The organism is Trabulsiella odontotermitis (genome assembly GCF_030053895.1).
Classification (GTDB): Bacteria; Pseudomonadota; Gammaproteobacteria; order Enterobacterales; family Enterobacteriaceae; genus Trabulsiella; species Trabulsiella odontotermitis_C.
The window spans coordinates 1,907,278-1,932,195 of sequence record NZ_CP125781.1 but is presented as its reverse complement, the minus strand read 5'-3'; the positions used below and the strand labels follow the sequence as shown (position 1 = coordinate 1,932,195).

The window sequence follows — 24,918 nt, the reverse complement described above, 5'->3', positions numbered from 1 at the left end:
CTATTCTCCCCGTGAATCAGCATCGTCTTTCTTCTGCTGACGTCCCAGTTCGCGAACCGTCATCACGCTGACGCCGGCTACCAGCCCCACAACGCCGCCCAACAGACCGACCGCCGTTGCCGAGACATTGCCGCCTTCCCGATTATCAACGTCGGGTTTTTCTGAACGTGGCGTCTGATTCTCGACGGAAGCCAGCTGATGAATGCCTTTGTGGAAGCCAATTCCTTGTTCATTACAGCCATAGCACGGATGACCTATCGATACCGGCCAGACACCGCCCACGTCGCAGAATTGCAGTGTGGAGCAGTTACCGTACGTTTCCGGGCCTTTACAGCCGAGATGGTAGAGACACCACCCTTCGCGATGCCCTGCATCACCAAACTCTCTGGCAAAACGACCGGCATCGAAATGCGGGCGACGCTCGCAGTGCTCGTGGATCAAGCGGCCATAGGCAAAGGCCGGACGGTTTTTGGCGTCCAGTTTTGGCGGTTTACCGAAGGTAATGATATGCGCGACCGTCGCCAGGAAGTTCTGCGGGTTCGGCGGGCAGCCCGGAACGTTGATCACGGTTTTACCCGGCAACACTTCCTGAAGGCCGACTGCGCCCGTCGGGTTAACCCCCGCCGCCGCGACACCGCCCCATGCCGAGCAGGAGCCAATGGCAATGATCGCCGCCGCATTCTCAGCTGCCTTGCGGATATGATCGATAATCGGTTCCCCGGCCACCATGCAGTAGATGCCATCGTCCTTTAACGGGATGGAACCATCGACGACCAGAACATACTGCCCTTTATACTTCTCAAGCGCGTTATGTTTGTTTTCTTCGACCTGATGGCCGAAGGCCGCAGAAAGCACCTCGTGGTATTCCAGCGAGATGGTCTCCAGCACCAGGTTTTCTACTGTCGGGTGCGTTGCACGGAGCAGAGATTCTGTACAACCGGTACACTCCTGCGCGCCAATCCAGATAACCGGCGGACGCTGCGGACTACTGACAGATTCGGCGATGGCGGCCGCGGCTTCACTGCTTAAGCCCATGGTCGCCGCCAGCGCTGTGCAAAGCTTCATAAAATCACGGCGACTAACACCATGAGAAGAGATTAACGCATTTACTCCTTCCATTTTTTGTCATTCCTTTATGACAAGAAAGCGATAATATAAGTTTATTGCCCATTAAATGATGAGATCGCCTCGACATTCATAAACAAAAATATAATATCGCGGCCCTGAAGGGGATAAATTTTCAATATTGTGAGATCTAAATCAAACAACCCCGGATTTCAGCCATATTCTCCTTCACGTGCCGATTGTACATTTTTTCGTTGCAGTATAATCCGACAACTTCAATTTTACCTTATTTAAAACGACTTAAAATAACTAACAAAATCAGTTAAGTAACTTATGAAACCGTCTCACAATACCCCTTTATGGGTATATTATGAGCTATTATTCATTTTACTGATTTACATCAAAACACACTAAGTAAAATCTATTTTCAGCGTTTCTTCGCTCTGCAATATAATCCTTGACACACTAAATGCAAGGTCTTTTTTTGCGGAAGAAATAAACATTTGGCGAGTGGAATCTTAATAAATTCCTGGATTTTGCTGACTGCGTTTTGTCATTTTTCAGGCGAGATATTTGCTGAAACGTTACTAATTGCGAAGAACTTCACATTAAACCGGTAATGAAAATAAGAATAATTCCGGCTTGCAACTCAATGCCTCCCCCCGTTTGCCCGGCGTTATGGCGAGCAAACGGGGGGAGCGTGCGTGGACTTATCTCAGCGCAGCGGGGTCAACCACCGGCTTATCGACCATAAAGAAATACACCAGCGATGCCATAAAGGCGATGACCGAGGAAGCCACCAGCGCGAGAGTGAAGGAACCGGTGCTGTCCAGAATCATGCCGGTGATGATGGGCGCGAAAGAGCCGCCGATAAACCCGCCGAAGTTCTGAATGCCGCTGACGGAGGTCACCAGCCGCGACGGCACGGAGACCAGGATCAGCCCCCAGGCAGAAGTACCAGCAAAGTGGATGGAAAACAGCGCCATACTGATGCAGGCCACCGCCATGAAGGTGCTCTCGGTGTAGGCCGCCGGTAAGGTGAAGCCCGCCGCGCACAGCAGTCCCAGGCAAATCATCCATTTGCGGCTTTTCATTTTGTCGGCGCCGCGCTTCATCACCCAGTCTGCCACCACGCCGTTAACCAGCATCCCGGCGGCGCCAAACAGGAACGGAATGGCGGCCACCCAACCGGTTTTTTGCAGGCTTAAGCCGCGGGACATCTCCAGGTAAGAAGGCAGCCAGGTGAGGAACAACCACACCATGTAGCCCACGCCGTTAAACCCGATGATCATCCCCCACATCGATTTTTGCTTAAACAGCCCGGCCCAGTCTTTCAGCGTGACTTTCTGCTTACTGGACGGCGGGTTTTCCTCTTCCAGATGCGCGATATCCGCCTCTGACAGCCCGGCATCTTCGCGGTTGCGGTAAAAAATGGCCCACAGCAGCGAAACGATAATCCCTAACACACCGATGATGATAAACATCGTCCGCCAGCCGAACGCCAGCATCAGGGCAATCAGCAACGGCGGCGCCAGCGCCTGCGCGAGCGTCGAGGACATGTTGACGATGCCCATCGGCACACCGCGTTTGCGGATGTTGTACCAGTCGTTGACCACTTTGACGCCGGTCGGCAGATGGGGCGCTTCACCAATCCCCAGCACCACACGAGCGACAATCATCTGACTGTACGATCCGACCAGTCCCAGCGCAGTCTGCGCCACAGACCACAGGAAGATGCCGAAGCCATACACTTTCTTCACGCCGAAGCGCTCCATGACCATGCCAATGGGTAACTGACACAGCGCATAACCGAAGGAGAAGACCGACAGCAGCAACCCCATTTCTGTGGCTGTCAGTCCCATTTCTTCCCGAATGGTGGTGTTGGCAATCGACAGCGACGTTCTGTCGAGAAAATTAATAATACCCGCCACGAGCAAAAACAATAATGCCATAATTTGCAAACGCTTCAGGCGAGAGCTTGCTTGACTGGACATATATTATCCTTTTGTAATGTTAATGACGCCATTAGCGAAAGCATAATGGCGCGTCAGGGGCCAGGATATTTCCCGGAGGTATTCAATACCGCGTGTGAATTACGCGTTAACTTCAAAAATTAATTCAATTTCTACGGGGGTATCAAACGGCAATGTATTCGTTCCGATGGCTGAGCGTGCGTGTTTACCAGATTCGCCAAATACCGCAATCAGCAGATCCGAAGCACTGTTCATCACCAGCGGCTGCGCCTTAAAATCATCCGCGCTCTGCACAAACCCCAGCATCTTGACGCAGCCGGAGATGCGGTTCAAATCACCGAGAACCCCCTTCAGGGACGAGAGAATATTAATAATGCATTGCCGCGCTGCCTGTTGGCCCTGCTCTATTGATAACTCTTTTCCCAGCGTGCCGTGATAAATAAGCTCACCGTTTACCCGGCAGTCATTTCCCGAGGTATATAATAAGTTTCCCGTCTGCTTAACCGGGACATATGAAAATTTAGGTGCAGCGGGCTCGCTGAGTGTAATACCCAGCTCCGCTAGACGAGCTTCAATATTCATTACAATTTCCCTGATGTTTTATTTCAATAAATCTAACGCCAGTGAGGCATAGATTTGTGCTGCCTGGTGTAATTCCTCAATACGTACAAATTCATCTTTCACGTGCGCCTGCGACAGATCTCCCGGCCCGACAATCAGCGTGGGGATCTGACAGCCGACGGAGAAAAATGGTGCTTCACAGGTGGCTTCGAATACCGTCTTTTTCGCCGAGCCGGTGACAGCGGTGACCGCCCGTTCGGCGGCGTCGACCAGCGGATGAGCGGCGTCAATGGCCGACGCCGGAATAAACAGGTAATTTTCCAGCGAATAGTCTTTCTTTGCCGTCAGCCCGACCGGTTGCAGCGCCGCCTGTAAACTCGTGTTGATCGCGTTGCGCGTTTCGCCCGGCAACACCCGACGGTCTATCTCAATACAACAGGATTGCGGTACGATGTTCGGCGCACTACCGCCGGTGATGGTGGTGACCAGCATTGAGGCGTTGCCCAACAATTCATGCGTTTTTTGCTTCACCCGCTGGCACTCCTGCAACACGGCCGGTAGCAAATGCGCCATTTTGTCGATGGCGCTGTCCGGTTCGCGCACTTTTGCCGCGTGCCCGGCGGTGCCGTGGGTGATCAGGCGGGTACGGCTGACGCCCTTATGCGCAATGCAGATTTCAAGCGAGGTCGGTTCGCCGATGATGGCGTAATCCGCCTCCACACCCTGCGCCACAAAATGCTCCATGCCGAGATTGACGCGCTCTTCGTCGACGTTAAACAGCAGGACGATTTCGCCGTTAAACGCATACTGGCGACGGTGAATGAGCATCGCCGCGTACATCATCGCCGCCACGCCGGATTTCATATCCGCCGCGCCGCGCCCGATAACGCGGTCGCCATCAATGACCGCTGCAAACGGCTCCACCGACCAGCCTTCACCGCAGGGAACCACGTCAGAGTGACCGTTGAGGATCAGCCGTTTGCCAGGTTTCTGCCCTTTCAGAATGGCCACCACATTCGGGCGCTCAGGCACCACGTCGTGAATATGCGTTTCAATCCCTTCGGTCTGCAATATATTGGCAATATAGTGCGCCACCGCATTTTCATTCCCCGGCGGATTTTCCGACGGATGCTGGATCAGGCTGCACAGGAGCGTAAGCAGCTCCTGCCGCTCATCGGCAGTTAATTCAATGTCTGTCATGAAAATAACCCCAGTTAATTAATAACTTTTTCCGCGCGCATCGATGGTAATGGTTTCGCTGAATTCGCCATCACGAAATGCATATATTTCATCGACCAGATTAGCGACCACACAACAGTGGTTGGGAATCACATGCAGCTGTTCGCCAATCGTCAGCGAGACTTTCGTCGGGTCATAGCGCAAATAGCCATGCTCTTCGTTGAGCTTCACCAGCGCCATTTCCGGGTGCTCCTGAATCAGTCCGTAAGACCCTGGTGTGGCTGACAGATCTGAAGTGAGCGATTTGGTTCCGGCATCAATGGTGGCGTAGCCCGGCAGGGGAATACTGACCACCGTCGCACAAATGGTCAGTGCGCAATTTTCCGGGGTATAAATTCCGCCATTAATCGCGTTCATATCGCCAAAAATAAAATTCCCGGCACGAGATTCAGTAATACCGTTCAGTTCGTCCGCATAAAAAGACGAGAGCGTCGAGCCGCCGGAAAGAATTTCAACCGCAAAACCGTTCGCATTGAGTAAATCCCGACTCTTAATCAGTAACGCCGCCTCTTCGCGCGCGGCGCGGCGAATATCCGCTTCGTCGTGGTATTGATAAATGGTTCCAGCGTAGGTGAACACGCCTGTAATGTTCAGCCCCGGCAGTGCGGCGATTTCGCGGGCAAACGCCAGCAATTGCGCCGGCTGGATCCCTTCGCGATGCGCGCCAAAATCAATGGCGATATCGATGGCAAATTCGAGCCCGTTTTTTACCGCCGCTCGTGACAGCCCCTGCGCCCCCGCCACGCTGTCGACAATGGTACGAATATTCACTTTCCGCGCCAGGTCGGCATAGCGCTGACATTTGTCCTCGCCAATTAACGGATAGGCCAGCAGAATCGACGTAATCCCGCCGTCAGCCATCACTTCGGCTTCCGACAGTTTGGCGCAGGTAATACCGCTTGCGCCCAGTTGCTGCTCCAGTTTCGCCAGCCGCACCGATTTGTGGGTTTTAATGTGCGGCCAGTGTTGAATATTATTGCGGTGTAATCCTGCGACCATCCCGCGAATATTCTGTTCCATGATCTCCATATCTACTGCGACATAAGGTGTTGTTAACATTTCTCCTCCGACGTTTATTCGTCAATAACGGGGTTTTCCCCTCTGATTTCTCCCAGATAGGCGTAAAGGGTGTATTTAGAGATATTCAGAAACTCGCAAATCTTTTCACCGGATTTTTTGATAAGAAATACGCCTTTTTCATCAAAAAACTTAATGGCGTTGAGTTTGTCCTGACGGGTCATGTTGATGACCGCGACGTTAATCAGCGACATGCATTCTGCAATCAAATAATCCAGCAGTTCGTTGACGTCTTTGACAAACACTTCGTTGACCTCAACCTGCCGCGCGGGCGTGGTGTCGGGTCGTCCGGCCATTTTGTTAAGCGTTTTTTCCGCCTGCAGGATGTCGCTGATATCCAGGTTGATACACAGCGCGCCGATCACCTGCTGGTTGTTGTCGCGAATGTAGATGGACGTTGAACGCAGCGTTTTTCCCTCTCGCGTCTGGGTAAAGTAGTTGTGGCGGTCGCCGTTTACGTCGGTGCCGCGCAACACTTCCAGCCCCAGGTTGCTGCTGGGATCACCCACCTTGCGCCCTGTGACGTGACCATTGATGATTGCAATAATGCTGCTTTCCAGCCCCTGAGAGTGGTCATGCAACACGACTTCGCAATGCTCGCCAAACTGGTTGGCGATCCCTTCCATCATTGGGATGAAGAAGTACAAGTTCTCTTTGATGCTTTCCATATCCACCTAAAATTAAGTTAGACAAACAAACTTTTTGTAATATATGGCGGAAAAGATGAGCAGTAAGCAACCAGAAAGTGATCAAAAAACGATCGCGATCACGTAAAGCGCTCATTTTTTGTCTGGTCACAAACTTTTTGTCAGGTGTGGTATTCAGCGGAGGAATGAAAAATGCCGTGCATCGGGCGACACACGGCAAGGGAAAAACTGCAGTTACTGCGCGGGCTTATAGGGGGTATAAACGCCAGTCAGACTTTCAAGGAAGGCCACGATGTCATCCACATCCTGCTGGGGTAACTCAGTGCCGACTTGATAACGCAGCATCAGTTTAACGGCGCTGTCCAGTGACGTGACATCACCACGGTGGAAGTAAGGTCCGGTCAGTGCAACGTTACGTAAGCCCGGTACTTTCTGCCGCAGTTTGTCGCGGATTTCTTTGGTGACATTCATGCGGCCAATATCAGCGGCCGTCACTTCGCCAAAGTTAAAGTCCTGCTTCAGCCCTAACGGTTCAAATGAACGACCACCCAAAATGACACCGCCGTGGCAGGTCGCGCACCGGTTATCTTTAAACAGCTGATAACCGTGTAATTGCTGCGCCGTTAACGCTTTGTCATCGCCACGTAACCACTTATCAAACGGCGAATCGGGCGTGATGAGCGTTTTTTCAAATTCGGCAATCGCGTCGGTGATGGTGTCACCGCTAAAGCCGCCAGGATAGACCGCAAGGAAATCCTGTTTCAGCACCGAGTCTTTATCCAGTTTAGCGACGATGTCGTCCCAGGATTTAGACGCCATTTCGATCGGGTTCAGCGGCGGACCGCCGGCCTGTGCCTGAAGTGATGGCGCGCGACCATCCCAGAATTGCTCGATGTTAAAAGCCGAGTTAAAGACCGTCGGCGCGTTAATTGGCCCGACAGCGCCACCGACACCGATTGAGGTTTCTCTTCCATCCACCCCGCCCGCATTTAACGCATGGCAATGCGCACAGGAGATCGTGCTGTCACCGGACAAACGCGGATCGTGGTAGAGACGGAAGCCCAAATCGACTTTACGATCATCGACAGCAACGGTTCTGGGGATCGGCTGCACGGGCTCGTTACGATGCTGTGCCGCAACATCGGCACTGGCATAGTATTTCTCGCGCTGACCGGCAACCCAGCTCAGTATATCCGCCTGCTCTTCCGGACTGACGCTGGCGCTCCAGTGCAGAGAAAGATAGCGCCCGGGCGGCATGGTCTGATGCTGCATGACCCACTCAATTTTATTCAGTTCACCTTGTTGAACAGGGGTATCGGCAATCAGTGCTTTACGCACCGCCTCCAGGTTAAAGGATTTATATCCGAGTTGAACGTCGTATTCCATTAGCTGCTTCGCAACAGGAAATGATGCATAAAAAGGCAATTCAGCAGACGGCGTGTGACAATAGTCACAACCTTTATCACTGAAAAACCCAAGTATTTTATTATTTTCTGCAACGGCAGAAGCCTGAACGGGGTTATTTTTACTTCTTTGACTGTCGTAATGTGAGATATATCCTGCCAATCCTAAATAACACACCAAAACAGCAACAACGATGGCGGCTATTATATATTTAACCTTTTTCATGTCGCTTTCCTATGAGGTATTGCGGCCGGGTTGAAATACATTCCCTATATTTACCTTTACGGCATCTTAATATTAAGCCTGGTCATATTGTGGTTATTGACGGGTATCAATGAATTTTATTGGTCTCACCTATAGATGTAATAGGTTCCGGCTATCGTCTATTCTGGTGACTATTTATTGGATTTTATTGGAATTATTACGAAGCTTACGAATAATATTCCCCTTGCTTTCGGAGGGGCAACGACGCATTGTACGTCACGGGATTTGGCTTAATCTGGAATTCAGAACTTGGAAAGTTTACGGTTTTCTCGCTGCATTTCGTCTTTAGCGATAGTTAAAAAACCCGGTATGCTGATTACCGCTGCATTGCTGTTAATCAGTTGCTCCTCTGCCCCGCCCACGTCGCTCGTTACGCCTCTTCCCTCTACCGGACAACGGCCACAACCGCAGCCTTCGGCACCACCAACCACCGTTCGGGGTATCTGGCTGACCACCGTTTCCCGGCTTGACTGGCCGCCCGTGTCGTCCGTCGAGGTCAGTAGCAGCGCGCTGCGCATCCGCCTGCAACAGGACGCGCTAAAAACCAAACTGGATAACCTGCAACAACTTGGCATCAATACCATTTTCTTCCAGGTTAAACCGGACGGCACCGCGCTCTGGCCGTCGAAAATTCTGCCCTGGTCCGATGTTCTGACGGGCACTATCGGCGCCGATCCGGGCTACGACCCGTTGCAGTTCATGCTGGATGAAGCGCACCGCCGCGGCATGAAAGTCCACGCCTGGTTTAACCCCTATCGCGTCTCCACCAATATCGGTGCTTCGACCATCGGGAAATTAAACCGCACATCATCATTGCGCCCGGCCAGCGTTTTTGTGGAGCACCGCGACTGGATCCGCACCGCCGGCAACCGCTTTGTTCTCGACCCGGGTATCCCCGAGGTCAGAGCGTGGATCACCAGTATCGTCAGCGAAGTGATCACCCGTTATCCGGTCGATGGGGTGCAGTTTGATGATTATTTCTATGCCGAGTCTGCCGATTCCCGTCTTAATGACCAGAACACCTATCAGCAATACGGGCAGCACTTTGCCAGTAAAGCCGACTGGCGACGCAATAATACGCAACTGCTGATTGAGCAGGTTTCACGCACCATCCGGCAACAGCGGCCTGGCGTTGAATTTGGCATCAGTCCGGCCGGGGTGTGGCGCAACCGGTCGTTTGACCCGGCGGGTTCCGACACCCGGGGCGCTGCCGCTTATGATGAATCCTATGCTGATACCCGCCGCTGGGTGCAGCAGGGGCTGCTGGACTATATTGCACCGCAACTGTACTGGCCGTTTTCACGCAGCGCCGCGCGCTACGATGTGCTGGCAAACTGGTGGTCTGAGGTGGTGAAACCCACGCGTACCCGGCTTTATATCGGTGTGGCGTTGTACAAAGTGGGTGAACCGTCAAAGAACGAACCGGACTGGGCCATTGATGGCGGCGTGCCGGAGCTGAAAAAACAGCTCGATCTGAACGACAGCAACCCCAATATCAACGGTACGATTTTGTTCCGGGAAGGTTATCTCAGCCAGCCGCAGACGGGTTCCGCCGTCAGCTACCTCAGAAACCGCTGGGGCAGATAACAGAAAACCGGCATGATGATGACACCATGCCGGTTGTTTTATGCCTGATGACTACGCCACTCAGAACGTTTCCCAGTTATCCCCTTCCGGCGCCAGCTTTTTGAATCGCCCGGAGGCCGGGATATCCTTCGGTTCGCGCCGGGTCGTGTCGGTGCGGACGATGTTCTTCGCATGCTCGCTCAGACGGAACGCGCTGACCATCGCCTGCAGCACCTGTGACTGATCCTGCATCGACGCCGCCGCCGCCGCAGACTCTTCCACCAGCGCCGCGTTCTGTTGCGTGGTGGTGTCAATCTGCCCCATGGCGCTGTTGATCTGCGCAATGCCATCGCTCTGCTCACGGCTGGCCTGGGCTATCTCTTCAATCAGCTGGCTCATGTTCTGCACGTTGGTGACAATTTCCACCATGCCGCCATCGGCTTTTTCAACCAGCGTGCGGCCAGTCGCGATGCGGGAGACGGAGTCATCAATCAGCTCTTTGATTTCACGCGCGGCCGACGCACTGCGTTGCGCCAGCGTACGCACTTCGCCCGCCACCACGGCAAAGCCACGACCAGACTCGCCTGCCCGCGCCGCTTCTACCGCCGCGTTCAGCGCCAGAATGTTGGTCTGGAACGCGATGCCGTCAATCACCTGAATGATGTCAGACATTTTCGATGACGAATCGTAAATCTCCTGCATCTGCGAAGAGACCTCGCTCATCACCACGCCGTTTTGTTTCACCACGGTCGCGGTCTCGTTGACATAACGGTATGCCTGCGCGGTGTTCGACGCCGTGTTGTTGATGGTGGACGTCAGCTCTTCCAGCGTCGCCGCCGTCTCTTCCACGCCTGCCGCCTGCTCTTCCGTACGGGCGGCAAGATCGGTGTTGCCATTGCTGATTTCAGACGCCGCCATCGCGATGTTATCGGCGCCTTCACGCACTTTACGTACGGTATTACTCAGGCTATCCGTCATTTCCTGCAGGGAGAGCATCAACTGCCCCAACTGGTCGCGCGACTCGACTTTCACCTCGATGCCCAGATTGCCGGAAGCCACTTCTTTCGCCACATGTACTGCTGCCTGCAATGGACGAGTGATGCTGCGGGTAATAAACAGCGCCACGAGGATGCCGGCAATAATGGCGACCACACCGAGGATAATCAACAGATTGATCGCCTCAGAACCGTTGCCCTTAATGGAGACATCCGCTTTGTTGATCTGCGTTTTCTCATGATCCCCCAGCGCCTTCACCGTGCGGGAATAGACTTCCATCTCGGGAATGAGTTTCTCACGGATATACGCGTTGGTGGCCGCGCTGTCGCCCTGCTGACTGAGACGAATCGCATCCGCGCGCACAGCGATGTACTGCTTTCTTTGCGCCCCAACGGCATCCAGCAGTGCTTTCCCCTCATCGGAGGCAACCATCTCTGTCACCTGTTTCTGGATGACCGTGACACGCTGTGTCACTTCATCCATTCGGGTCTGAGCAAAGGTCTTGATTTCAGGATCGGCGGTGGTCAGCAGGGTGAGTCCCATCGCGCCGTTGTAATCGATCGCCGCGCCCCATTCGGTGGTGAGGCGCTCAAGCACCAGCAACCGGCCGGTAATCGTATCTGCATCTTTAAGGATGCCACTGAGTTTAACAACCCCGGTAACGGCCATCATAATCATAAGGGCCAGAACGATGCTAAAACCAGCACCCATTCGGGTACCTACACCAAAGTTATTTATTTTCATCTATTATCTCACGGTAAAGGTCGCTTTCTCTCTGCCCTCCCGTTGGAAAAATTTGAACAAGAACGGGTGCGCTCCCTCACGAACAGAGTTTTGTCTAACACATTGAATTTGATCATGTTTTAACGTGTCTATGTGATCTATCGGCGGAAATCGGTTTTACTTTACGTGCGATTTAGACAACAGAAGGCTTGCATCTTACCGCTTAATGTTGAAAGAAATCGCCGTATCTGTCTGTTTTTTATGCAAAAAAAATTGTGAGCGGACTCATTCATTTTTCTTGCTTTACCTTACTGATAACAAAAAAAGAGTTAATGTCACGTGGTGCCGGAAGGGCAAAATAATATCAATCCTAATGTCAGATTATTAGCACTGAACTCCGGCGTGTGTTGTTATACGGAAAGCATAATGAAAAAAGGAGGATTTATGTTTTCATATATCATGCTCGGTACTAATGATCTGCCTCGCGCGCTCCGGTTTTACGATCCACTCATGGAGCTACTGGGGTACCATCAGGGTGGACGCGGCGAAGAAGGTGCCTCATGGGGCACTTTCAATGGCAACACGACCACCGGACTCTGTGTCGGCAGACCGTTTGATAAGCAAGATGCCACAGTGGGAAATGGAGTGATGGTGGCGCTGAATGCCCGCTCTCCTGAGCACATCGAAGAACTTTATGCACTGGCGATGCGCCTGGGTGGAACAGACGAAGGCGCGCCGGGACATCGTGCGCATTATGGCAACGGTTTTCATAGTGCGTATGTGAGAGATCCCGACGGCAACAAACTGGCGTTTGTGTATTACGCCGCAGCGTCCTGATTGTTTTTTGAAGCCAGACAGTAAAAGACCGCGTCACTCAGGAGGCGGTCTTTTCTTTTTCCGGGGTCAGGAATGCGACCTGTCAGGACAAATCATGCAGTGCATTATCAAATGCTGGCGCGAGCAGAAAATCATCGAACCGTACGGAGAGCCCGCCGCGTTCCGGTGTGCAGCACATCACGCCTACCGAACATTTGCCGGAACCGGGGAAGTGAGCCAGCCGCAGCAGTGGCCAGCTTTTGCCATCGGCTGAATACTGCAAACGCAGGCTGTCCCCTTTGCGGGTCAGACGCATCCAGAACAACGCCGCGTCTCCAGGGAACAGCCCCGTTGCCCAGTCAGAATGCCCAAGCGTCAACACACTGCCGATTGCCGGAGCGCCATCGTTATACTCGATACCAGCTTTTAACCAATGATCCTTATCCTGCATAAGCATGATCCCGGCCTGATCATAAAGTGTGTTGAAATCCCCGCATATCTTCACCTGGAAGGTGAAATCGCCCGTGACATCACAGCCATAGAAATGACCGGAAAAACGCTCGAATCCGTACCAGGTTGTATGCCAGAAGTCGGTTCCTGCATCTGTTGTCACCCACAACGTGTCGTTTTCACGCCGCCATGAATGGGGTTCATTGACCCAGCAGAACTCAGCGTTCATCAGGCTTCCTTTGTTTCCGTTTTCAGGTACTGGTAAATGCTCGCCAGATCCTGTTCACCGTAACCAGCCTCCGCCGCCTGCTGCCACAGGGCGATGATGTTATCCAGCGCGGGTAATCTGGCATCTGCGGAAGCCTCTTTCGCCAGACGCGCGTCTTTCAGCGCCCAGATAAGGTGCATCTGCGGCGTAAAATCACCACCAGAAATCATATCGAGTTTTGCTTTGGCGTAAGGCGCCGCCAGCGGCCCGCCCTCCAGCACGCTCCACAGTTCGCTGGCCGTAAAACCCAGTTTCTCTGCCAGTATTACGGTTTCGCTCAGGCTCTGCATCATGCCAATCAGCCAGCTGTTGACTACCAGTTTCATCCGCGAACTGGCCCCGGCCTCACCCAGCCATACCGTGCCTTTACTGATGGCAGAAAAGACCTGTTCCGCCGCCTGCGCCCGCGAACGTTCGCCGCTGGCCAGGATCAGTATTTGCGCATTTTCAGCGGGCGCCTTGGTGCCTGAAACCGGTGCATCAATAAACACAACATCAGGGCGCGCCTGTGTCAGTTGCGCCAGCAGCGCATCGGTCGCTTCCATGCCGATGGTTCCCATCTGGCAGAGCGTCGCACCCGGCTTGAATGCTGACTGCACGTCAGCCAGTATCTTTTGCGTCGTCTCGCCATCCGACAACATGGCAATCACGACGTCGGCACCTTCGACCGCCTGCGCGGCGCGCTCTGACAGCGCTAAACCCAGCGGTACCAAATCTTCGCCACGCGCCCGCGTGCGATTCCAGCCGCGCACGGCAAACCCCTTCCTGAGCAGGTTCGCGGCAAAGGCATGCCCCATCGCTCCCAACCCTAACACCGCCACTACAGGTTGCTGATTCATTGTTATCTCTCCTTACTTGTTACAAGAACACTAACAGCGGAGGGAGGTTTGCGGAAGCGGGAATAATAAACGGCATGGAATATTCCCCGTTTCCGTTATAAGAAAGAACGAATTCCTATTTCGTCCGTCATCAATGTGCTGCTAGCTTCTCTGGTTTGTATATACAAGTAAATTCAGGCATTTCATTGCGGGGACATTGGGGATGAAGAGTAAAAAGAAACGCGTAATCTCCTGGCTTATGCTGGGACTGGGGCTGGCGACCGTTCAGGTACAGGCAGCTGATGTCGTTGTTGGCAGTAAGAACTTTACCGAACAATATATTCTGGCGGAAATTTATGCCCGGACACTGGAACAATCAGGACTTTCGGTTGAGCGCAAAACAAACCTGGGCGGGACATTAATTGCCCACGCGGCGCTGCTGAAAGGCGAAATTGATATGTACCCGGAATATACCGGTACGGCGCTTAGCGCAGTAGTCAAAGGCAAGCCCTCTTCTGATGCCGCCCATGTATTTAAACAGGTCAGCGACGCCTATCAGCAGCAATACCATCTTACCTGGCTGCAACCTGCCCGCGTGAACAACGGCTACGCACTGCTGGTGAGCAAACAGACAGCAGAAAAATATCACCTGAAAACGCTTTCCGATCTCGCTAAAGCCGCGCCGGAACTGACCATCGGCGCAGGCGCGGAGTTTGGCGACCGCCAGGACGGCCTGAAAGGGCTGGAACAGACCTATGGCATTAAATTTAAAACCTTCCGCCAGTTTGCCAAAGTCGGTTTGCGTTACGACGCACTTGCCGCCGGGCAGATTGACGTTGCAAATGGCTTCGCGACCGACTGGCAAATCGCGGAAAATCAGTACGTGGCGCTGGAAGATGATAAGCATCTCTTCCCACCGTACGAAGTCGCGCCGGTAGTACGCGATGACGCGCTACAAAAACATCCTCAGGTTCGCGAAATATTAAATAACGTCAGCCAGTTACTGGATAACGCCACCATGCAAAAACTCAATGCCGAAGTGGAAAAGAATAAAGAAGAACCGCGCGACGTGGCGGAAGACTTTTTGCGCAAAAAAGGCGTCATCAAATAAGGCATGATCGTGGCAACGAAACTTATTCTGGGCGATGCGCCACTCACGCTTGAAGATGTGCGGGCTGTCGCCGACGGCGGTCAGATTGTCGAACCAGGGGCGCAAGCGCAGCAAGCCATCAGCGCATCCTTTGATTTTCTGATGCGCAGCATCAGCGCCGGACAGCGTATCTATGGCGTCACCACCGGACTTGGCGCAAATGTCGATACGACGGTATTGCACACCCCGGATGGCCATCATGATGAGGAACGGCTTCAGACCATTCAGCGGCGGATCCCGTTAGCGCGGGCGGTCGGCGTCGGTCAGCTGGCAACCCGTGCTCAGGTTCGCGCCATCATGCTGGCTCGCCTTGCGGGACTGGCGCAGGGGGCATCCGGTATTTCCCTGCCCGTGACGCAAACATTGCTGACCTTCCTCAACCAGGGGATACATCCCCGCGTCCCGCTTATCGGTTCGATTGGTGAGGCAGATCTCGCACCACTGGCGCATATAGGACGCGCGCTTGTCGGCGATGGCGAGGTTGAATATCAGAGCACGATATTGCCTGCGACTACCGTGTTGAACCAGCTTAACCTGACGCCTGCGCTGTTACGCGGGAAAGACGGGCTGGCATTGGTGTCATCTAACGCCGCCAGCGTCGGCCTCGGCGCACTGCTGCTTCTGGATATCGCCCGGCTGGTGAATGTCCACGCGGGGGCTATCGTGCTCTCGTTTGAAGCGTTTCGCGCCAATATTTCACCGCTCACCCCCTGGGCGGCGCACATGCGCCCTGCACCGCAACAGGCTGAAACCGCTGCATATCTGCTGACGCTTCTGGAAGGCAGCCAGTTGCTACAGCCTGATGGCGCGCGCGCGTTGCAGGATCCCCTGAGCTTCCGCTGCGTCGCACCGGTACTGGCCTGCGTTCGCCACTATTATTTGTTGGCCCGAGCGGCAGTGGAGCTGGAACTCAACAGCGCTGATGACAACCCGGGTCTGCTGGCAGAACCCGGGCTGGTGCTGGCGAATGCCAATTTTGATGCCACACATCTGGCGCTGACGCTGGAAAGTCTGGGGATGGCTCTTGCGCGTCACGCCGCCTGCACTGGCGAACGGATCATGAAAATGATGTCCCCTGCCGCCAGTGGACTGCCGCGTTTTCTCACGCGTCATGCCGGGCAAACCGGATTCGCCACGCTACAAAAAACGGTATCTGCACTGGTGAGTGATATCGCGCATCACGCCCAACCGCTTTCGCCGTTGACGATACCGGTGGCCGACCGGGTTGAGGATTATGCCTCACAGGCGATGGGCGTTATCAGTAAAACCACGCGTTTGCTGGAAAGTCTGCGTTATCTGGTCGCCATTGAGCTGCTGGTGGCCGCCCAGGCGCTGGATTTGCAGGATGCCGCGCAAACCGGCCATCATGCAAAATCGCTACACAGCAGGGTTCGCGCGCGGGTGGCGTCGCTGGATGAAGATCGCTCCAGCGCTGACGACATCGCCATACTGGCTGGGGAAATCATGCAACCGGCATGGCTTGTCGGTACGGCTCCGCTACTGGAGACAGCCTGATGCGTTGGGTAACCCGACATTATGACGACATTCTCCTGGCGCTCTTGCAGCATTTGTTGCTGGTAGGCATCGCGATGCTGGTGGCGTTCGTCATTTCGTTGTTTCTCGGCATTACGACCGCCCGTCGTCCACGACTGTACGCGGTGGTACTGACCATCACCGGCACAATCTTTGCGATTCCTGGGCTGGCGCTGTTCGCGCTACTCATTCCGTGGCTGGGCATCGGTATTCTCCCGGCCATCGTCGGTCTGACGGCTTATGCGCTGATGATCCTGACCCGCAATATTGCTGCCGGTTTCCACGCCATCCCACAGGATGTCCGCGAAGCGGCACGTGGCATGGGGTACGGTAAATGGCGCAATCTGCGTGAAGTGGAATTACCGCTGGCGTTGCCCTTTATCATCAGTGGGCTGCGTATTGCCACCACGACGCTTATCGGCATTGCCACGATTGCGGCCTATATCAACGCGGGCGGGCTTGGCGCGATTATTCTCGCCGGGCTGGACCAACGTTACCCGGAGAAAATCTTTATCGGCGGCGGGCTGACATCGCTTCTGGCAATCGGCGCCGATGTGTTTTTTGTCAGGTTACAGCGGCGCCTTGCGCAAAGGAGATGCCAATGATCACTCAAGCGTGGTTGTGGGTAGTGGAAAACCAACCGCTGTTCTGGCAGGCGGTATGGCAGCATTTGATCATGTGCGGGTTTTCGTTGGGCATTGCCTTAATCATTGCGGTTCCTCTGGGGATTTTGATTGCGAACTCCCCTCGCCTCGCCTTAATCGTCACTAGTGGGACTGGCACATTGCGAACCATCCCCAGCCTGGCGATCCTTGCGGCAACCATGCCGTTTCTCGGCATTGGCCTGCTGCCCTCAATCGTTGCGCTCGTGGTGCTGGCCATTCCACCGATTTTACTCAATACCTGCACCAGCATTCAGTCCATTGACCCGGATACGCTTTCCGCAGCAAATGGCATGGGACTCACCCCCCGTCAGGTCACCGGCAAGATAGTACTGCCTTTAGCGGCGCCCGGTATTCTCGCCGGATGTCGTACCGCCGCCGTCCAGGTGGTTGGCGGAGCCGCGCTGGCCTCATTTATCGGCGGCGGTGGACTGGGGGATTTTGTCACTACCGGCATTGCCATTATGGATATGTCACGCCTTCTGGTCGGCGCGGTGCCCATCATTTTGCTGGCAATGGGTATCGAAGCGCTTTTCTCGCTGGTGGAGCGTTTGTTTTTTCAGCATATTCCAAAGAGTTAATGGCATGATTACACTGGAAAATATCAGCAAAATTTACCCTGGTTCCTCACGCAAAGCGCTTGATGACCTCTCGATGACCTTTGAAGAGGGAACCACGACCGCGCTCATCGGCCCTTCCGGCTGCGGCAAAACCACCACGATGCGCTTAATTAACCGCCTGGAACAACCCACCGCCGGGCGGATATGGGTGAATGGACGGGATATTGCCACGGAAGACCCGGTCATGCTGCGCCGCCATATCGGCTACGTCATTCAGAACGTCGGGCTGTTCCCGCATATGACCGTTGCGGACAACATTGCCACCGTACCGCGCCTGCTGGGATGGACCCCCTCACGGATTCAGGCGCGGGTGGAAGAATTGATGGAACTGGTGGGACTGGATGCCGGGCAGTACGCCCGTCGCTTTCCCGCGGCGCTTTCCGGGGGGCAGCGTCAGCGTGTCGGCGTTGCGCGGGCTCTGGCGGCAGATCCGCCAGTGATGCTGATGGATGAACCCTTTGGCGCCATCGACCCGCTGGTTCGGGGACGTTTACAGACCGAGTTTAAGCAGATCCTGCAACGCGTGAAAAAGACGGTCATCATCGTCACCCATGATCTTGATGAAGCCATCAAAATGGGCGACCGCATCGCCATTATGCGCGAAGGGAAGCTGTGCCAGTATGCTCCGCCAGCCGTGGTGCTCTCCTCACCCGCGGACGAGTTTGTCGCCGCTTTCGTTGGCAGCGACGCCACGTTGAAACTTCTCGCCATTACCCCGGTGAAACAGGCGATGGCACCTGCCTTAACAACTCACCACCCGCACCAGCTTGAGGCCAGCGCCACACTGAAAGACGCGCTGGCGCTGATGCTCTCAAGGCGCACTGACAGTCTTACTGTTATCGAAAACAGCGCACCCGTCGGCGTATTAACACGCGAACAATTATTCGCCCACGTACAGCCTGATACCGATCATGTCATCAATGAGAGAAACTTATGACGCAATCCATTAATTTGACCTGGCTTAATGGCCCGGACGTTGAGCAACTGACGTTGACGGACGAGGAAATTCTCACTGCAGTAGAAGCCGGACTGCTGGCGCAAGGGCAGAAAAAAACCGTGATTGAACCACGTGTACATTTAATTCCTGATAAAGCGTTTAACGGTCACTTTAATGTCCTGCGCGGTTATATCGAGCCGCTTGGACTCGCGGGGGTAAAAATTGTCGGTGATTATGTCGATAACTATACGCGCGGCCTGCCCTCCGAAATGGCGCTGCTCAACCTGTTCGACCCGCGCACCGGAATGCCCGTCGCCATCCTGGACGCATCAGCGATTACCGATATGCGTACCGGTGCACTGACCGCCCTGGGCGCACGCCATCTCGCCCGCCGCGACAGCAAAGTACTGGGGCATATTGGTGCGCGGGGAACCGCGTACTGGAATGTCCGTCTGCTCAACAGCATTTATGATTTTGATGAAATCCGCATCCACTCGCGTCGCCCTGAAAGCCGCAACGCGTTTGCCCGTCGTCTGGAGCAGGATCTCGGCAAGAAAATCATCGTAACAGATGACTGGGAAAGTTGCGTACGCGACGCCGATATTGTTGTTGAAGCCTCCCGCCTCAATGCACCAACGCCGTTGTTAAAAACGGAGTGGATAAAGCCCGGCGCCTTTGTTGTGCCTTACGGCACCATGAGCGCCGTGGAACTGTCAATCACCGATATTATGGACAAACTGGTCGTGGATGACTGGGGACAGTGCAAGGGCGGAATGTTTGGTTCGCTGCGGGCTCATGTCGATGCGGGTAAATTAAGCGAACAAACCTTGCATGCGGAGTTGGGTGAAATAGTCGCAGGAATAAAGCCTGGCCGTGAAAGCGATCGCGAAACCATTTTGTTCTGGCACCGCGGACTGTCGCTGAGCGATATCGCGCTGGGACATGCGATGCTGGAGAAGGCGCGGGCTCTGGGCATCGGGCAGGAATTACGCTACCGATGATCGTTAACGCGCGGATGTACTCTGTCACCCCGGCGGCGGCAGAAGCCTGGAAAGTGCTTCTGCGTGAAATCGTGCGTCGTGCCGGTTTGACAGCAGAAGTGCTCGATTACCCGGCCCCGGCCAGACTTGAAGGATTATGGTCGCGCGCCGATCTGCTGGCGGTATTTATGTGCGGCTGGCCGTTCGCGCAGAAACGGTTTGCAGTGCAACCTGTTGTCGCGCCGGTAACGCGCATTGCCGCGGAGGAAGGGCTCCCGGGCCAATACCGCACACTGTTTATCGTGCCGCAGGAATCAACCGCCCGGCGTCTGGAAGACACCTTCGGTGGGCGGCTGGCATACACCAATCCAGAATCCCACTCCGGCTATAATGCTGTGCGTTATCACCTGTCAGCGTATTTCAGCGAAACGAGGAAGGCGCTGTACAGTGAACGCGTTGGGCCGCTGGTCACGCCGCGGCGCGTTGTGGAAACGCTGATCGCAGGCAAGGCCGATGTGGGTCCGCTGGATAGCTATGCCTGGTCGCTGTTGTGTCAGCATGAGCCGGAATTAATACGCCATGTGCGCATACTGACACACAGCGCCCCGGCACCAATGCCATTATTGGTGGCGAGTAAAACCGTTGATCCGCAGACCATTCTGGCGCTACAAACCGCGTTTCTGGCACTTAATGCACAACATGACGCCGCGCTATTACAACCTCTGGCGCTACAGGAATTTATCGCGCCTCCCGCTGACGCATGGGACGTCGTCAACGATCGGGCTGAAATCGCCTTCGCCAGAGGCTACCAGACGTTACGCTGACAACAGCAATTTTACTAATGCCCAGAGGCCGCAGGTGATCCAGGTGCGCCGGAGCGGACAAACGGAGGTCGGGCAAACCAAATCACCACCACCAACAGCATAAAACCCCAGCCCAGGATCCAGAAATAATCGATGGTCGACATCATATACGCCTGCTGCTCGATGGTTTTATCCACCGCTGCCAGGTGCTGTTGCGTCACGCCACCCATCTTTTGCAGATAGTCCTCCGCCGCCGGGTTGTAGATGGAAACACTCTCCGTCAGATTCGCATGGTGAAACACCTCGCGCCGCGACCAGATCCAGGTCGTCAGCGATGAAGCAAACGACCCGCCCAGCACACGGAAGAAGGTTGCCAGCCCGGAACCTTCCGCCACTTCGACACCATGCAAATTCGACAGCACGATGGTGGTGATCGGCATAAAGAAAAATGCCACGCCAATCCCCATGAACATCTGCACCTGAGCAATAGTACGAAAATCAACGTCAGTATTGAATTGCGCACGGATAAGACAGGACGCGCCCATGGTCATGAACGACAGCGTCGCCAGGATCCGCAAATCAAATTTACTGGCGTAGCGACCGATAATCGGCGTCAATAATAACGGTAAGAAACCCATTGGCGCGGCGGCAAGCCCGGCCCAGATCGCGGTGTAGCCCATCTGGGTCTGCAACCACTGCGGCAGGATAATGTTGATGGCGAAAAATGCCGCATAACCCAGCGTCAGAGCTGTCGTGCCGATGGCGAAATTGCGATCGGTGAACAGCCGCAGGTTCACAATCGGATGTTTTTCCCCCAGTTCCCAGATGACAAACGACACCAGGGCAATAGCGGAAATCACCGACATCACGATAATGGTCTGCGAAGAAAACCAGTCGAGATCGTTGCCTTTGTCCAGCACCACCTGCAACAACCCCACGCCCAGCACCAGCAGCGCAATACCGATATAATCGATGGGGGCCGTCGTCGTGGTCTCTTCACGCGCACGCAGTTGCGTCCAGACAGTGATAGCCGCGAAAATACCGATTGGCACATTGATATAGAAAATCCACGGCCATGAGTAGTTATCGGTGATCCAGCCGCCGGTAATTGGCCCGACAATGGGCGCAACCACCGTGACCATGGAGAGCAGCGCCAGCGCCATACTGCGTTTACTGGTCGGGAAAATGACCAGCAGCAATGTCTGACACATGGGGAACATCGGCCCGGCAAAAAAGCCCTGTAACGCGCGAAAGACAATCAGCTCGCTCATACTGTGGGCGAACCCACACAGGAATGAGGTCAGGGTGAACAACACAACCGAACCGATAAATAGCCTGAGTTGCCCGATACGCCGGGTAAACCAGCCCGTCAGCGGCAGTGCAATCGCGTTGCACACCGCAAACGAGGTAATAACCCAGGTCCCCTGATCGGAACTGACGCCAAGGTTACCGGCGATCGTCGGCAACGCCACGTTGGCAATCGTCGTATCCAGCACTTGCATAAATGTCGCAAGCGAGAGCGCGATGGTGGCAAGCAGCAGGCTGGGCGGCGTAAATGCTGACTTATCTTGCATAACATCTCTCTTAGCGGGCGCCGGACGCTACCACTTTGCTGTTGTCATGAAGGATTTTCGCCACCAGCCGATCGGCCTGATCCAGCGCGTTCTGATAAACATCCGTCCTGAAACGCGGCGCGGCTACGGTTTTCTGCGGCAGCAAGTTGCCGTCCGCGTTGCGGATATCCACTCTGGCGAACATCGACAACCCCACACGCAACGGGTGTTTCTGCATATCATGCGGGTCGAGAGTGATTCGTACCGGCAATCGCTGGACGATTTTGATCCAGTTACCGCTGGCGTTTTGCGCCGGTAACAGAGAGAACGCGCTACCGGTGCCGATACCCAGGCTTTCAATCGTGCCGTGATACTCCACATCATCGCCGTACAGATCCGCCGTGAGGGTGACTTTTTGCCCCAGACGCATAGTGTTCATCTGGCTCTCTTTGAAGTTGGCGTCCACCCAGACCTGATCCAACGGCACGATGGACATCAGCGTCGTGCCGGAGTCCACCCGCATGCCTAACTGAACGGCGCGTTTGGCGACAAAACCGCTGACCGGTGCCAGGATGGTGCTGCGCGCATTATCAAGGAAGCGCTGGCGCAGCGTGGCGACGGCGCTTTTGATTTCCGGATGGCTGTCGATAACCGTGTCATCGACCATCGCAAGATTGGTTTTCAGCGCCTGTTGCGCAGCCGCCAGATCACTTTGTGCACTGGTTACGGCATCGCGATAGTGCGAGAGATCTTCTGCGGCAATCGCGCCGGTGGCGAAAATCTTCTGGCGACGGGCGAAGTCGCTTTGCGCGGTTTGCAGCGCGACCTGTTTCGCCGCAACCTGCGCGCGATAGTTATCGGCCGTGCTGTAAAGCCCACGGACCTGGCGCACGGTATTCGCAAGGTTGGCCTCGGCCTGTTGCAGGGCGATTTCGGTATCACTCGGATCGAGCAGGACCAGCGGCTGCCCTTTCTTGACGTAATCACCTTCGTCGACGGTGACCTGGGTGACCGTACCGGCGATTTGCGGCGTCAGTGTTACCAGGTTCGCGTTGACGTACGCATCGTCAGTCGTTTCATAATAGCGGGCGTAAAGCAGATACCATGCCAGGCCTCCCGCGGCTATCAGCAACAGGATAACGAACAAAATAACGAAGTTACGTTTGCGCTTACTGGAGGTGTGTTCCGGTTGTGCAGATGAAGTTTGCATCTTTGTCTTAACCTTTTTCAGGACAGCTTAGCGATGTGGCTGGATAGCCTCGTCCGGCAACATTTTTATGAGTAGATCTTCGAGTTGCCGGGACTCCCCGGCAGTCAGGCGTGCCGTTAGCAGGCCAATAATCGAGGCCAGCGCCTCATTCTGAAAGCGGTCGCAGATGGCCCGCCCTTTGTCGGTTAATGCCAGTATGACCTGCCGTTTATCCTCCGGATTGGGGTTTCGCACGATCAGCTCGCGCTTCACCATCCGTTCAATCATGCGACTCATCGCGCCGGCATCCATCAGCAGATTTTTGCTGATTTCTACCGGGCTGGTGAATCCTTTATAGATACTGATCAATACCTTGAACTGAGCGGCGGTGATGTCCGTGGCGGAAAAATACTGGTTAATCAACTGATCTTTAAACTGGTTTGCCAGATGAATCAGCAAACCGAGGTGCAGTTTGATATTGGGAATATCGGTCGTGTTCGTCATGATACTTGCCTGATCAGTAATTGCATTTGAAATTACTGACCAGGCATTTAATTGTCAATACAGAGGCAGGGAAAGCGCAAGTTTTGCTATCTTATATTCATGCAGATACCCTTATTTCGGCGCATGAGCACGCTAACGACGCGCAGGCAGGTAGATTTTACGGACCAGTTTCAGGAAGAAAAAAACATCGCTCAGGCCGCTCACTCCCGGCAGCAGTTGGTATAACGAAATCCGCTGCCTGAACTGCGTTTTCAGTGCCTGCGGGTTATCCACTTTGCGCCGGTACAGCCCCAGAAAGTGCCGGGTCTCCACCAACGCATGCCTGACCAGTGAACGTCTGACAGTGTGGTGCTGTGGTTGTGCGCTGAGCACCAGGATCTCCGCAATCAGATCAATATAGCTGGTCGCGCGGATATCATAATAATCCTGTCGGTGCGTTATCGACGCCGGGTTACTGATATAGAAGTAATCCTTTCTGTCAGCGAAATAAAACCGGCCGTTGCCAGTAGCAAGCTGAACCGTCCACAAAATATCTTTGTGGCTTTTGCCTTGCTGGAAACGCAAATTATTCTCGCGGATATATGCCGAACGGACTATCTGCAGCCACAGGTAGTGCGGCCATTCTTTCTGATTGACGCAACGGCGTATCCACTCGTGCCCGGTGAACATCTGACCGTAAGGTTGCTTGCGGTGCACGGGATGCCGACGCTCCCCGGTGCTGCTGACATGCCAGCCGTTAAAGATAACAACATCCGCCTGTGCCTCACGGGCTGTGCGCACGCGTTTCTGCAGGAAATCCACGGCGATCTGGTCATCTGCATCAAGGAACACCACCCATTCACCGCTGTGAACGGCCAGCGCCGCGTTGCGTGCCGCGTAGACGCCCTGGTTCTCCTGGCGAAGCGTAATAAGTCGTTCATCGGTGATAGCGCTGAGTACTGCCCATGTCTCGTCGGTTGAACCGTCATCCACGACGATCACTTCCATGTTGACCGCCTGCTCGCTGAGCAGGGTACGAACAAGGTCACCAAGACTGGCAGCCGCATTGAAGGCAGGGATAATAACGCTGATATCTTTTTGTTGATCGTGTTTCATGTTTAGCTATGAAGGGTCGCTGAAA

General features: G+C 54.4%; 23 protein-coding genes. 9 read left to right on the top strand and 14 right to left on the bottom strand.

Annotated features, from left to right (window positions below; all coding sequences use genetic code 11):
- From hybO to QMG90_RS09155, 7 genes are all read right to left on the bottom strand, one after another.
- Positions 1-1,119 (bottom strand): hydrogenase 2 small subunit, encoded by a 1,119-nt coding sequence (gene hybO / locus QMG90_RS09185; RefSeq protein WP_283283519.1) that lies wholly within the window; start codon positions 1,117-1,119, stop codon positions 1-3.
- Between the two features lie 656 nt (positions 1,120-1,775).
- Positions 1,776-3,059 carry an MFS transporter gene (locus QMG90_RS09180; RefSeq protein ID WP_283283518.1) on the bottom strand — a complete coding sequence of 428 codons (1,284 nt, stop codon included), beginning with the start codon at positions 3,057-3,059 and terminating at the stop codon, positions 1,776-1,778.
- A 99-nt stretch (positions 3,060-3,158) separates the two neighbouring features.
- The gene (locus tag QMG90_RS09175; RefSeq protein ID WP_283283516.1) at positions 3,159-3,620 is read right to left on the bottom strand and encodes a RidA family protein; all 462 of its coding nucleotides are present in this window, start codon (positions 3,618-3,620) and stop codon (positions 3,159-3,161) included.
- 18 nt (positions 3,621-3,638) lie between these two features.
- On the bottom strand, positions 3,639-4,799 hold the full coding sequence (locus QMG90_RS09170) for a M20 family metallopeptidase (RefSeq protein ID WP_283283515.1): 1,161 nt from the start codon (positions 4,797-4,799) through the stop codon (positions 3,639-3,641).
- A gap of 18 nt (positions 4,800-4,817) precedes the next feature.
- A complete protein-coding gene (locus QMG90_RS09165) occupies positions 4,818-5,897 on the bottom strand; it encodes an alanine racemase (RefSeq protein ID WP_283283514.1) in 1,080 nt (359 codons plus the stop codon).
- A gap of 14 nt (positions 5,898-5,911) precedes the next feature.
- Entirely contained in the window at positions 5,912-6,583 is a 672-nt protein-coding gene (locus QMG90_RS09160; RefSeq protein ID WP_283283513.1) for a helix-turn-helix transcriptional regulator, read from the bottom strand.
- A gap of 213 nt (positions 6,584-6,796) precedes the next feature.
- Complete coding sequence (locus QMG90_RS09155) at positions 6,797-8,191, bottom strand: cytochrome-c peroxidase (RefSeq protein ID WP_283283512.1); 1,395 nt, start codon at positions 8,189-8,191, stop codon at positions 6,797-6,799.
- Between the two features lie 348 nt (positions 8,192-8,539).
- On the opposite strand from QMG90_RS09155, the gene QMG90_RS09150 reads away from it, so the two are divergent.
- The gene (locus QMG90_RS09150) at positions 8,540-9,817 is read left to right on the top strand and encodes a glycoside hydrolase family 10-like protein (protein WP_283283511.1); all 1,278 of its coding nucleotides are present in this window, start codon (positions 8,540-8,542) and stop codon (positions 9,815-9,817) included.
- A 60-nt stretch (positions 9,818-9,877) separates the two neighbouring features.
- Here the strand turns inward: QMG90_RS09150 and QMG90_RS09145 are convergent, their stop codons facing one another.
- Positions 9,878-11,536 carry a methyl-accepting chemotaxis protein gene (locus QMG90_RS09145; protein WP_283283510.1) on the bottom strand — a complete coding sequence of 553 codons (1,659 nt, stop codon included), beginning with the start codon at positions 11,534-11,536 and terminating at the stop codon, positions 9,878-9,880.
- 423 nt (positions 11,537-11,959) lie between these two features.
- Here QMG90_RS09145 and QMG90_RS09140 point away from each other — a divergent pair, with 423 nt between their 5' ends.
- On the top strand, positions 11,960-12,352 hold the full coding sequence (locus QMG90_RS09140; RefSeq protein WP_283283509.1) for a VOC family protein: 393 nt from the start codon (positions 11,960-11,962) through the stop codon (positions 12,350-12,352).
- Between the two features lie 82 nt (positions 12,353-12,434).
- On the opposite strand, the gene QMG90_RS09135 is transcribed toward QMG90_RS09140, so the two are convergent.
- Positions 12,435-13,010, bottom strand: a complete 576-nt coding sequence (locus QMG90_RS09135) for a DUF1349 domain-containing protein (RefSeq protein ID WP_283283508.1) — start codon at positions 13,008-13,010, stop codon at positions 12,435-12,437.
- Entirely contained in the window at positions 13,010-13,888 is an 879-nt protein-coding gene (locus QMG90_RS09130; protein WP_283283507.1) for an NAD(P)-dependent oxidoreductase, read from the bottom strand. The genes QMG90_RS09135 and QMG90_RS09130 overlap by 1 nt, the downstream gene beginning before the upstream one ends.
- A 202-nt stretch (positions 13,889-14,090) precedes the next feature.
- Between QMG90_RS09130 and QMG90_RS09125 the strand changes: the two genes are divergently transcribed.
- Genes QMG90_RS09125 through QMG90_RS09095 form a run of 7 tightly spaced genes read left to right on the top strand, consistent with a single transcriptional unit; the run spans position 14,091 to position 20,573 of the window.
- Positions 14,091-14,978, top strand: coding sequence for a glycine betaine ABC transporter substrate-binding protein (locus QMG90_RS09125; RefSeq protein WP_283283506.1), 888 nt, complete (start codon positions 14,091-14,093; stop codon positions 14,976-14,978).
- A 9-nt stretch (positions 14,979-14,987) separates the two neighbouring features.
- The gene (locus QMG90_RS09120) at positions 14,988-16,532 is read left to right on the top strand and encodes an HAL/PAL/TAL family ammonia-lyase (RefSeq protein ID WP_283283505.1); all 1,545 of its coding nucleotides are present in this window, start codon (positions 14,988-14,990) and stop codon (positions 16,530-16,532) included.
- The gene (locus QMG90_RS09115; RefSeq protein ID WP_283283504.1) at positions 16,532-17,155 is read left to right on the top strand and encodes an ABC transporter permease; all 624 of its coding nucleotides are present in this window, start codon (positions 16,532-16,534) and stop codon (positions 17,153-17,155) included. Before QMG90_RS09120 ends, QMG90_RS09115 begins: the two co-directional genes overlap by 1 nt.
- Entirely contained in the window at positions 17,152-17,793 is a 642-nt protein-coding gene (locus QMG90_RS09110) for an ABC transporter permease (protein WP_283283503.1), read from the top strand. Before QMG90_RS09115 ends, QMG90_RS09110 begins: the two co-directional genes overlap by 4 nt.
- A gap of 4 nt (positions 17,794-17,797) precedes the next feature.
- Positions 17,798-18,769, top strand: a complete 972-nt coding sequence (locus tag QMG90_RS09105; RefSeq protein ID WP_283283502.1) for an ABC transporter ATP-binding protein — start codon at positions 17,798-17,800, stop codon at positions 18,767-18,769.
- Positions 18,766-19,770, top strand: a complete 1,005-nt coding sequence (locus QMG90_RS09100; protein ID WP_283283501.1) for an ornithine cyclodeaminase family protein — start codon at positions 18,766-18,768, stop codon at positions 19,768-19,770. The genes QMG90_RS09105 and QMG90_RS09100 overlap by 4 nt, the downstream gene beginning before the upstream one ends.
- Entirely contained in the window at positions 19,767-20,573 is an 807-nt protein-coding gene (locus QMG90_RS09095) for a phosphate/phosphite/phosphonate ABC transporter substrate-binding protein (protein WP_283283500.1), read from the top strand. The genes QMG90_RS09100 and QMG90_RS09095 overlap by 4 nt, the downstream gene beginning before the upstream one ends.
- Positions 20,574-20,587: 14 nt before the next feature.
- On the opposite strand, the gene QMG90_RS09090 is transcribed toward QMG90_RS09095, so the two are convergent.
- The 4 genes from QMG90_RS09090 to QMG90_RS09075 form a co-directional block, all read right to left on the bottom strand.
- Positions 20,588-22,126 (bottom strand): DHA2 family efflux MFS transporter permease subunit, encoded by a 1,539-nt coding sequence (locus QMG90_RS09090; RefSeq protein ID WP_283283499.1) that lies wholly within the window; start codon positions 22,124-22,126, stop codon positions 20,588-20,590.
- Positions 22,127-22,136: 10 nt separating this feature from the next.
- Positions 22,137-23,315 (bottom strand): HlyD/EmrA/EmrK family protein, encoded by a 1,179-nt coding sequence (locus QMG90_RS09085; RefSeq protein ID WP_283283498.1) that lies wholly within the window; start codon positions 23,313-23,315, stop codon positions 22,137-22,139.
- Between the two features lie 27 nt (positions 23,316-23,342).
- Positions 23,343-23,798, bottom strand: coding sequence for a MarR family transcriptional regulator (locus QMG90_RS09080; protein ID WP_283283497.1), 456 nt, complete (start codon positions 23,796-23,798; stop codon positions 23,343-23,345).
- Positions 23,799-23,930: 132 nt separating this feature from the next.
- The gene (locus tag QMG90_RS09075; protein ID WP_283283496.1) at positions 23,931-24,893 is read right to left on the bottom strand and encodes a glycosyltransferase; all 963 of its coding nucleotides are present in this window, start codon (positions 24,891-24,893) and stop codon (positions 23,931-23,933) included.
- Positions 24,894-24,918 lie beyond the last annotated feature (25 nt).

Coding starts and splice junctions, on each gene's coding strand:
- hybO (WP_283283519.1), bottom strand. CDS start 1,119: ATGGAAGGAGTAAATGCGTTAATCTCTTCTCATGGTGTTAGTCGCCGT.
- QMG90_RS09180 (WP_283283518.1), bottom strand. CDS start 3,059: ATGTCCAGTCAAGCAAGCTCTCGCCTGAAGCGTTTGCAAATTATGGCA.
- QMG90_RS09175 (WP_283283516.1), bottom strand. CDS start 3,620: ATGAATATTGAAGCTCGTCTAGCGGAGCTGGGTATTACACTCAGCGAG.
- QMG90_RS09170 (WP_283283515.1), bottom strand. CDS start 4,799: ATGACAGACATTGAATTAACTGCCGATGAGCGGCAGGAGCTGCTTACG.
- QMG90_RS09165 (WP_283283514.1), bottom strand. CDS start 5,897: ATGTTAACAACACCTTATGTCGCAGTAGATATGGAGATCATGGAACAG.
- QMG90_RS09160 (WP_283283513.1), bottom strand. CDS start 6,583: ATGGAAAGCATCAAAGAGAACTTGTACTTCTTCATCCCAATGATGGAA.
- QMG90_RS09155 (WP_283283512.1), bottom strand. CDS start 8,191: ATGAAAAAGGTTAAATATATAATAGCCGCCATCGTTGTTGCTGTTTTG.
- QMG90_RS09150 (WP_283283511.1), top strand. CDS start 8,540: ATGCTGATTACCGCTGCATTGCTGTTAATCAGTTGCTCCTCTGCCCCG.
- QMG90_RS09145 (WP_283283510.1), bottom strand. CDS start 11,536: ATGAAAATAAATAACTTTGGTGTAGGTACCCGAATGGGTGCTGGTTTT.
- QMG90_RS09140 (WP_283283509.1), top strand. CDS start 11,960: ATGTTTTCATATATCATGCTCGGTACTAATGATCTGCCTCGCGCGCTC.
- QMG90_RS09135 (WP_283283508.1), bottom strand. CDS start 13,010: ATGAACGCTGAGTTCTGCTGGGTCAATGAACCCCATTCATGGCGGCGT.
- QMG90_RS09130 (WP_283283507.1), bottom strand. CDS start 13,888: ATGAATCAGCAACCTGTAGTGGCGGTGTTAGGGTTGGGAGCGATGGGG.
- QMG90_RS09125 (WP_283283506.1), top strand. CDS start 14,091: ATGAAGAGTAAAAAGAAACGCGTAATCTCCTGGCTTATGCTGGGACTG.
- QMG90_RS09115 (WP_283283504.1), top strand. CDS start 16,532: ATGCGTTGGGTAACCCGACATTATGACGACATTCTCCTGGCGCTCTTG.
- QMG90_RS09110 (WP_283283503.1), top strand. CDS start 17,152: ATGATCACTCAAGCGTGGTTGTGGGTAGTGGAAAACCAACCGCTGTTC.
- QMG90_RS09105 (WP_283283502.1), top strand. CDS start 17,798: ATGATTACACTGGAAAATATCAGCAAAATTTACCCTGGTTCCTCACGC.
- QMG90_RS09100 (WP_283283501.1), top strand. CDS start 18,766: ATGACGCAATCCATTAATTTGACCTGGCTTAATGGCCCGGACGTTGAG.
- QMG90_RS09095 (WP_283283500.1), top strand. CDS start 19,767: ATGATCGTTAACGCGCGGATGTACTCTGTCACCCCGGCGGCGGCAGAA.
- QMG90_RS09090 (WP_283283499.1), bottom strand. CDS start 22,126: ATGCAAGATAAGTCAGCATTTACGCCGCCCAGCCTGCTGCTTGCCACC.
- QMG90_RS09085 (WP_283283498.1), bottom strand. CDS start 23,315: ATGCAAACTTCATCTGCACAACCGGAACACACCTCCAGTAAGCGCAAA.
- QMG90_RS09080 (WP_283283497.1), bottom strand. CDS start 23,798: ATGACGAACACGACCGATATTCCCAATATCAAACTGCACCTCGGTTTG.
- QMG90_RS09075 (WP_283283496.1), bottom strand. CDS start 24,893: ATGAAACACGATCAACAAAAAGATATCAGCGTTATTATCCCTGCCTTC.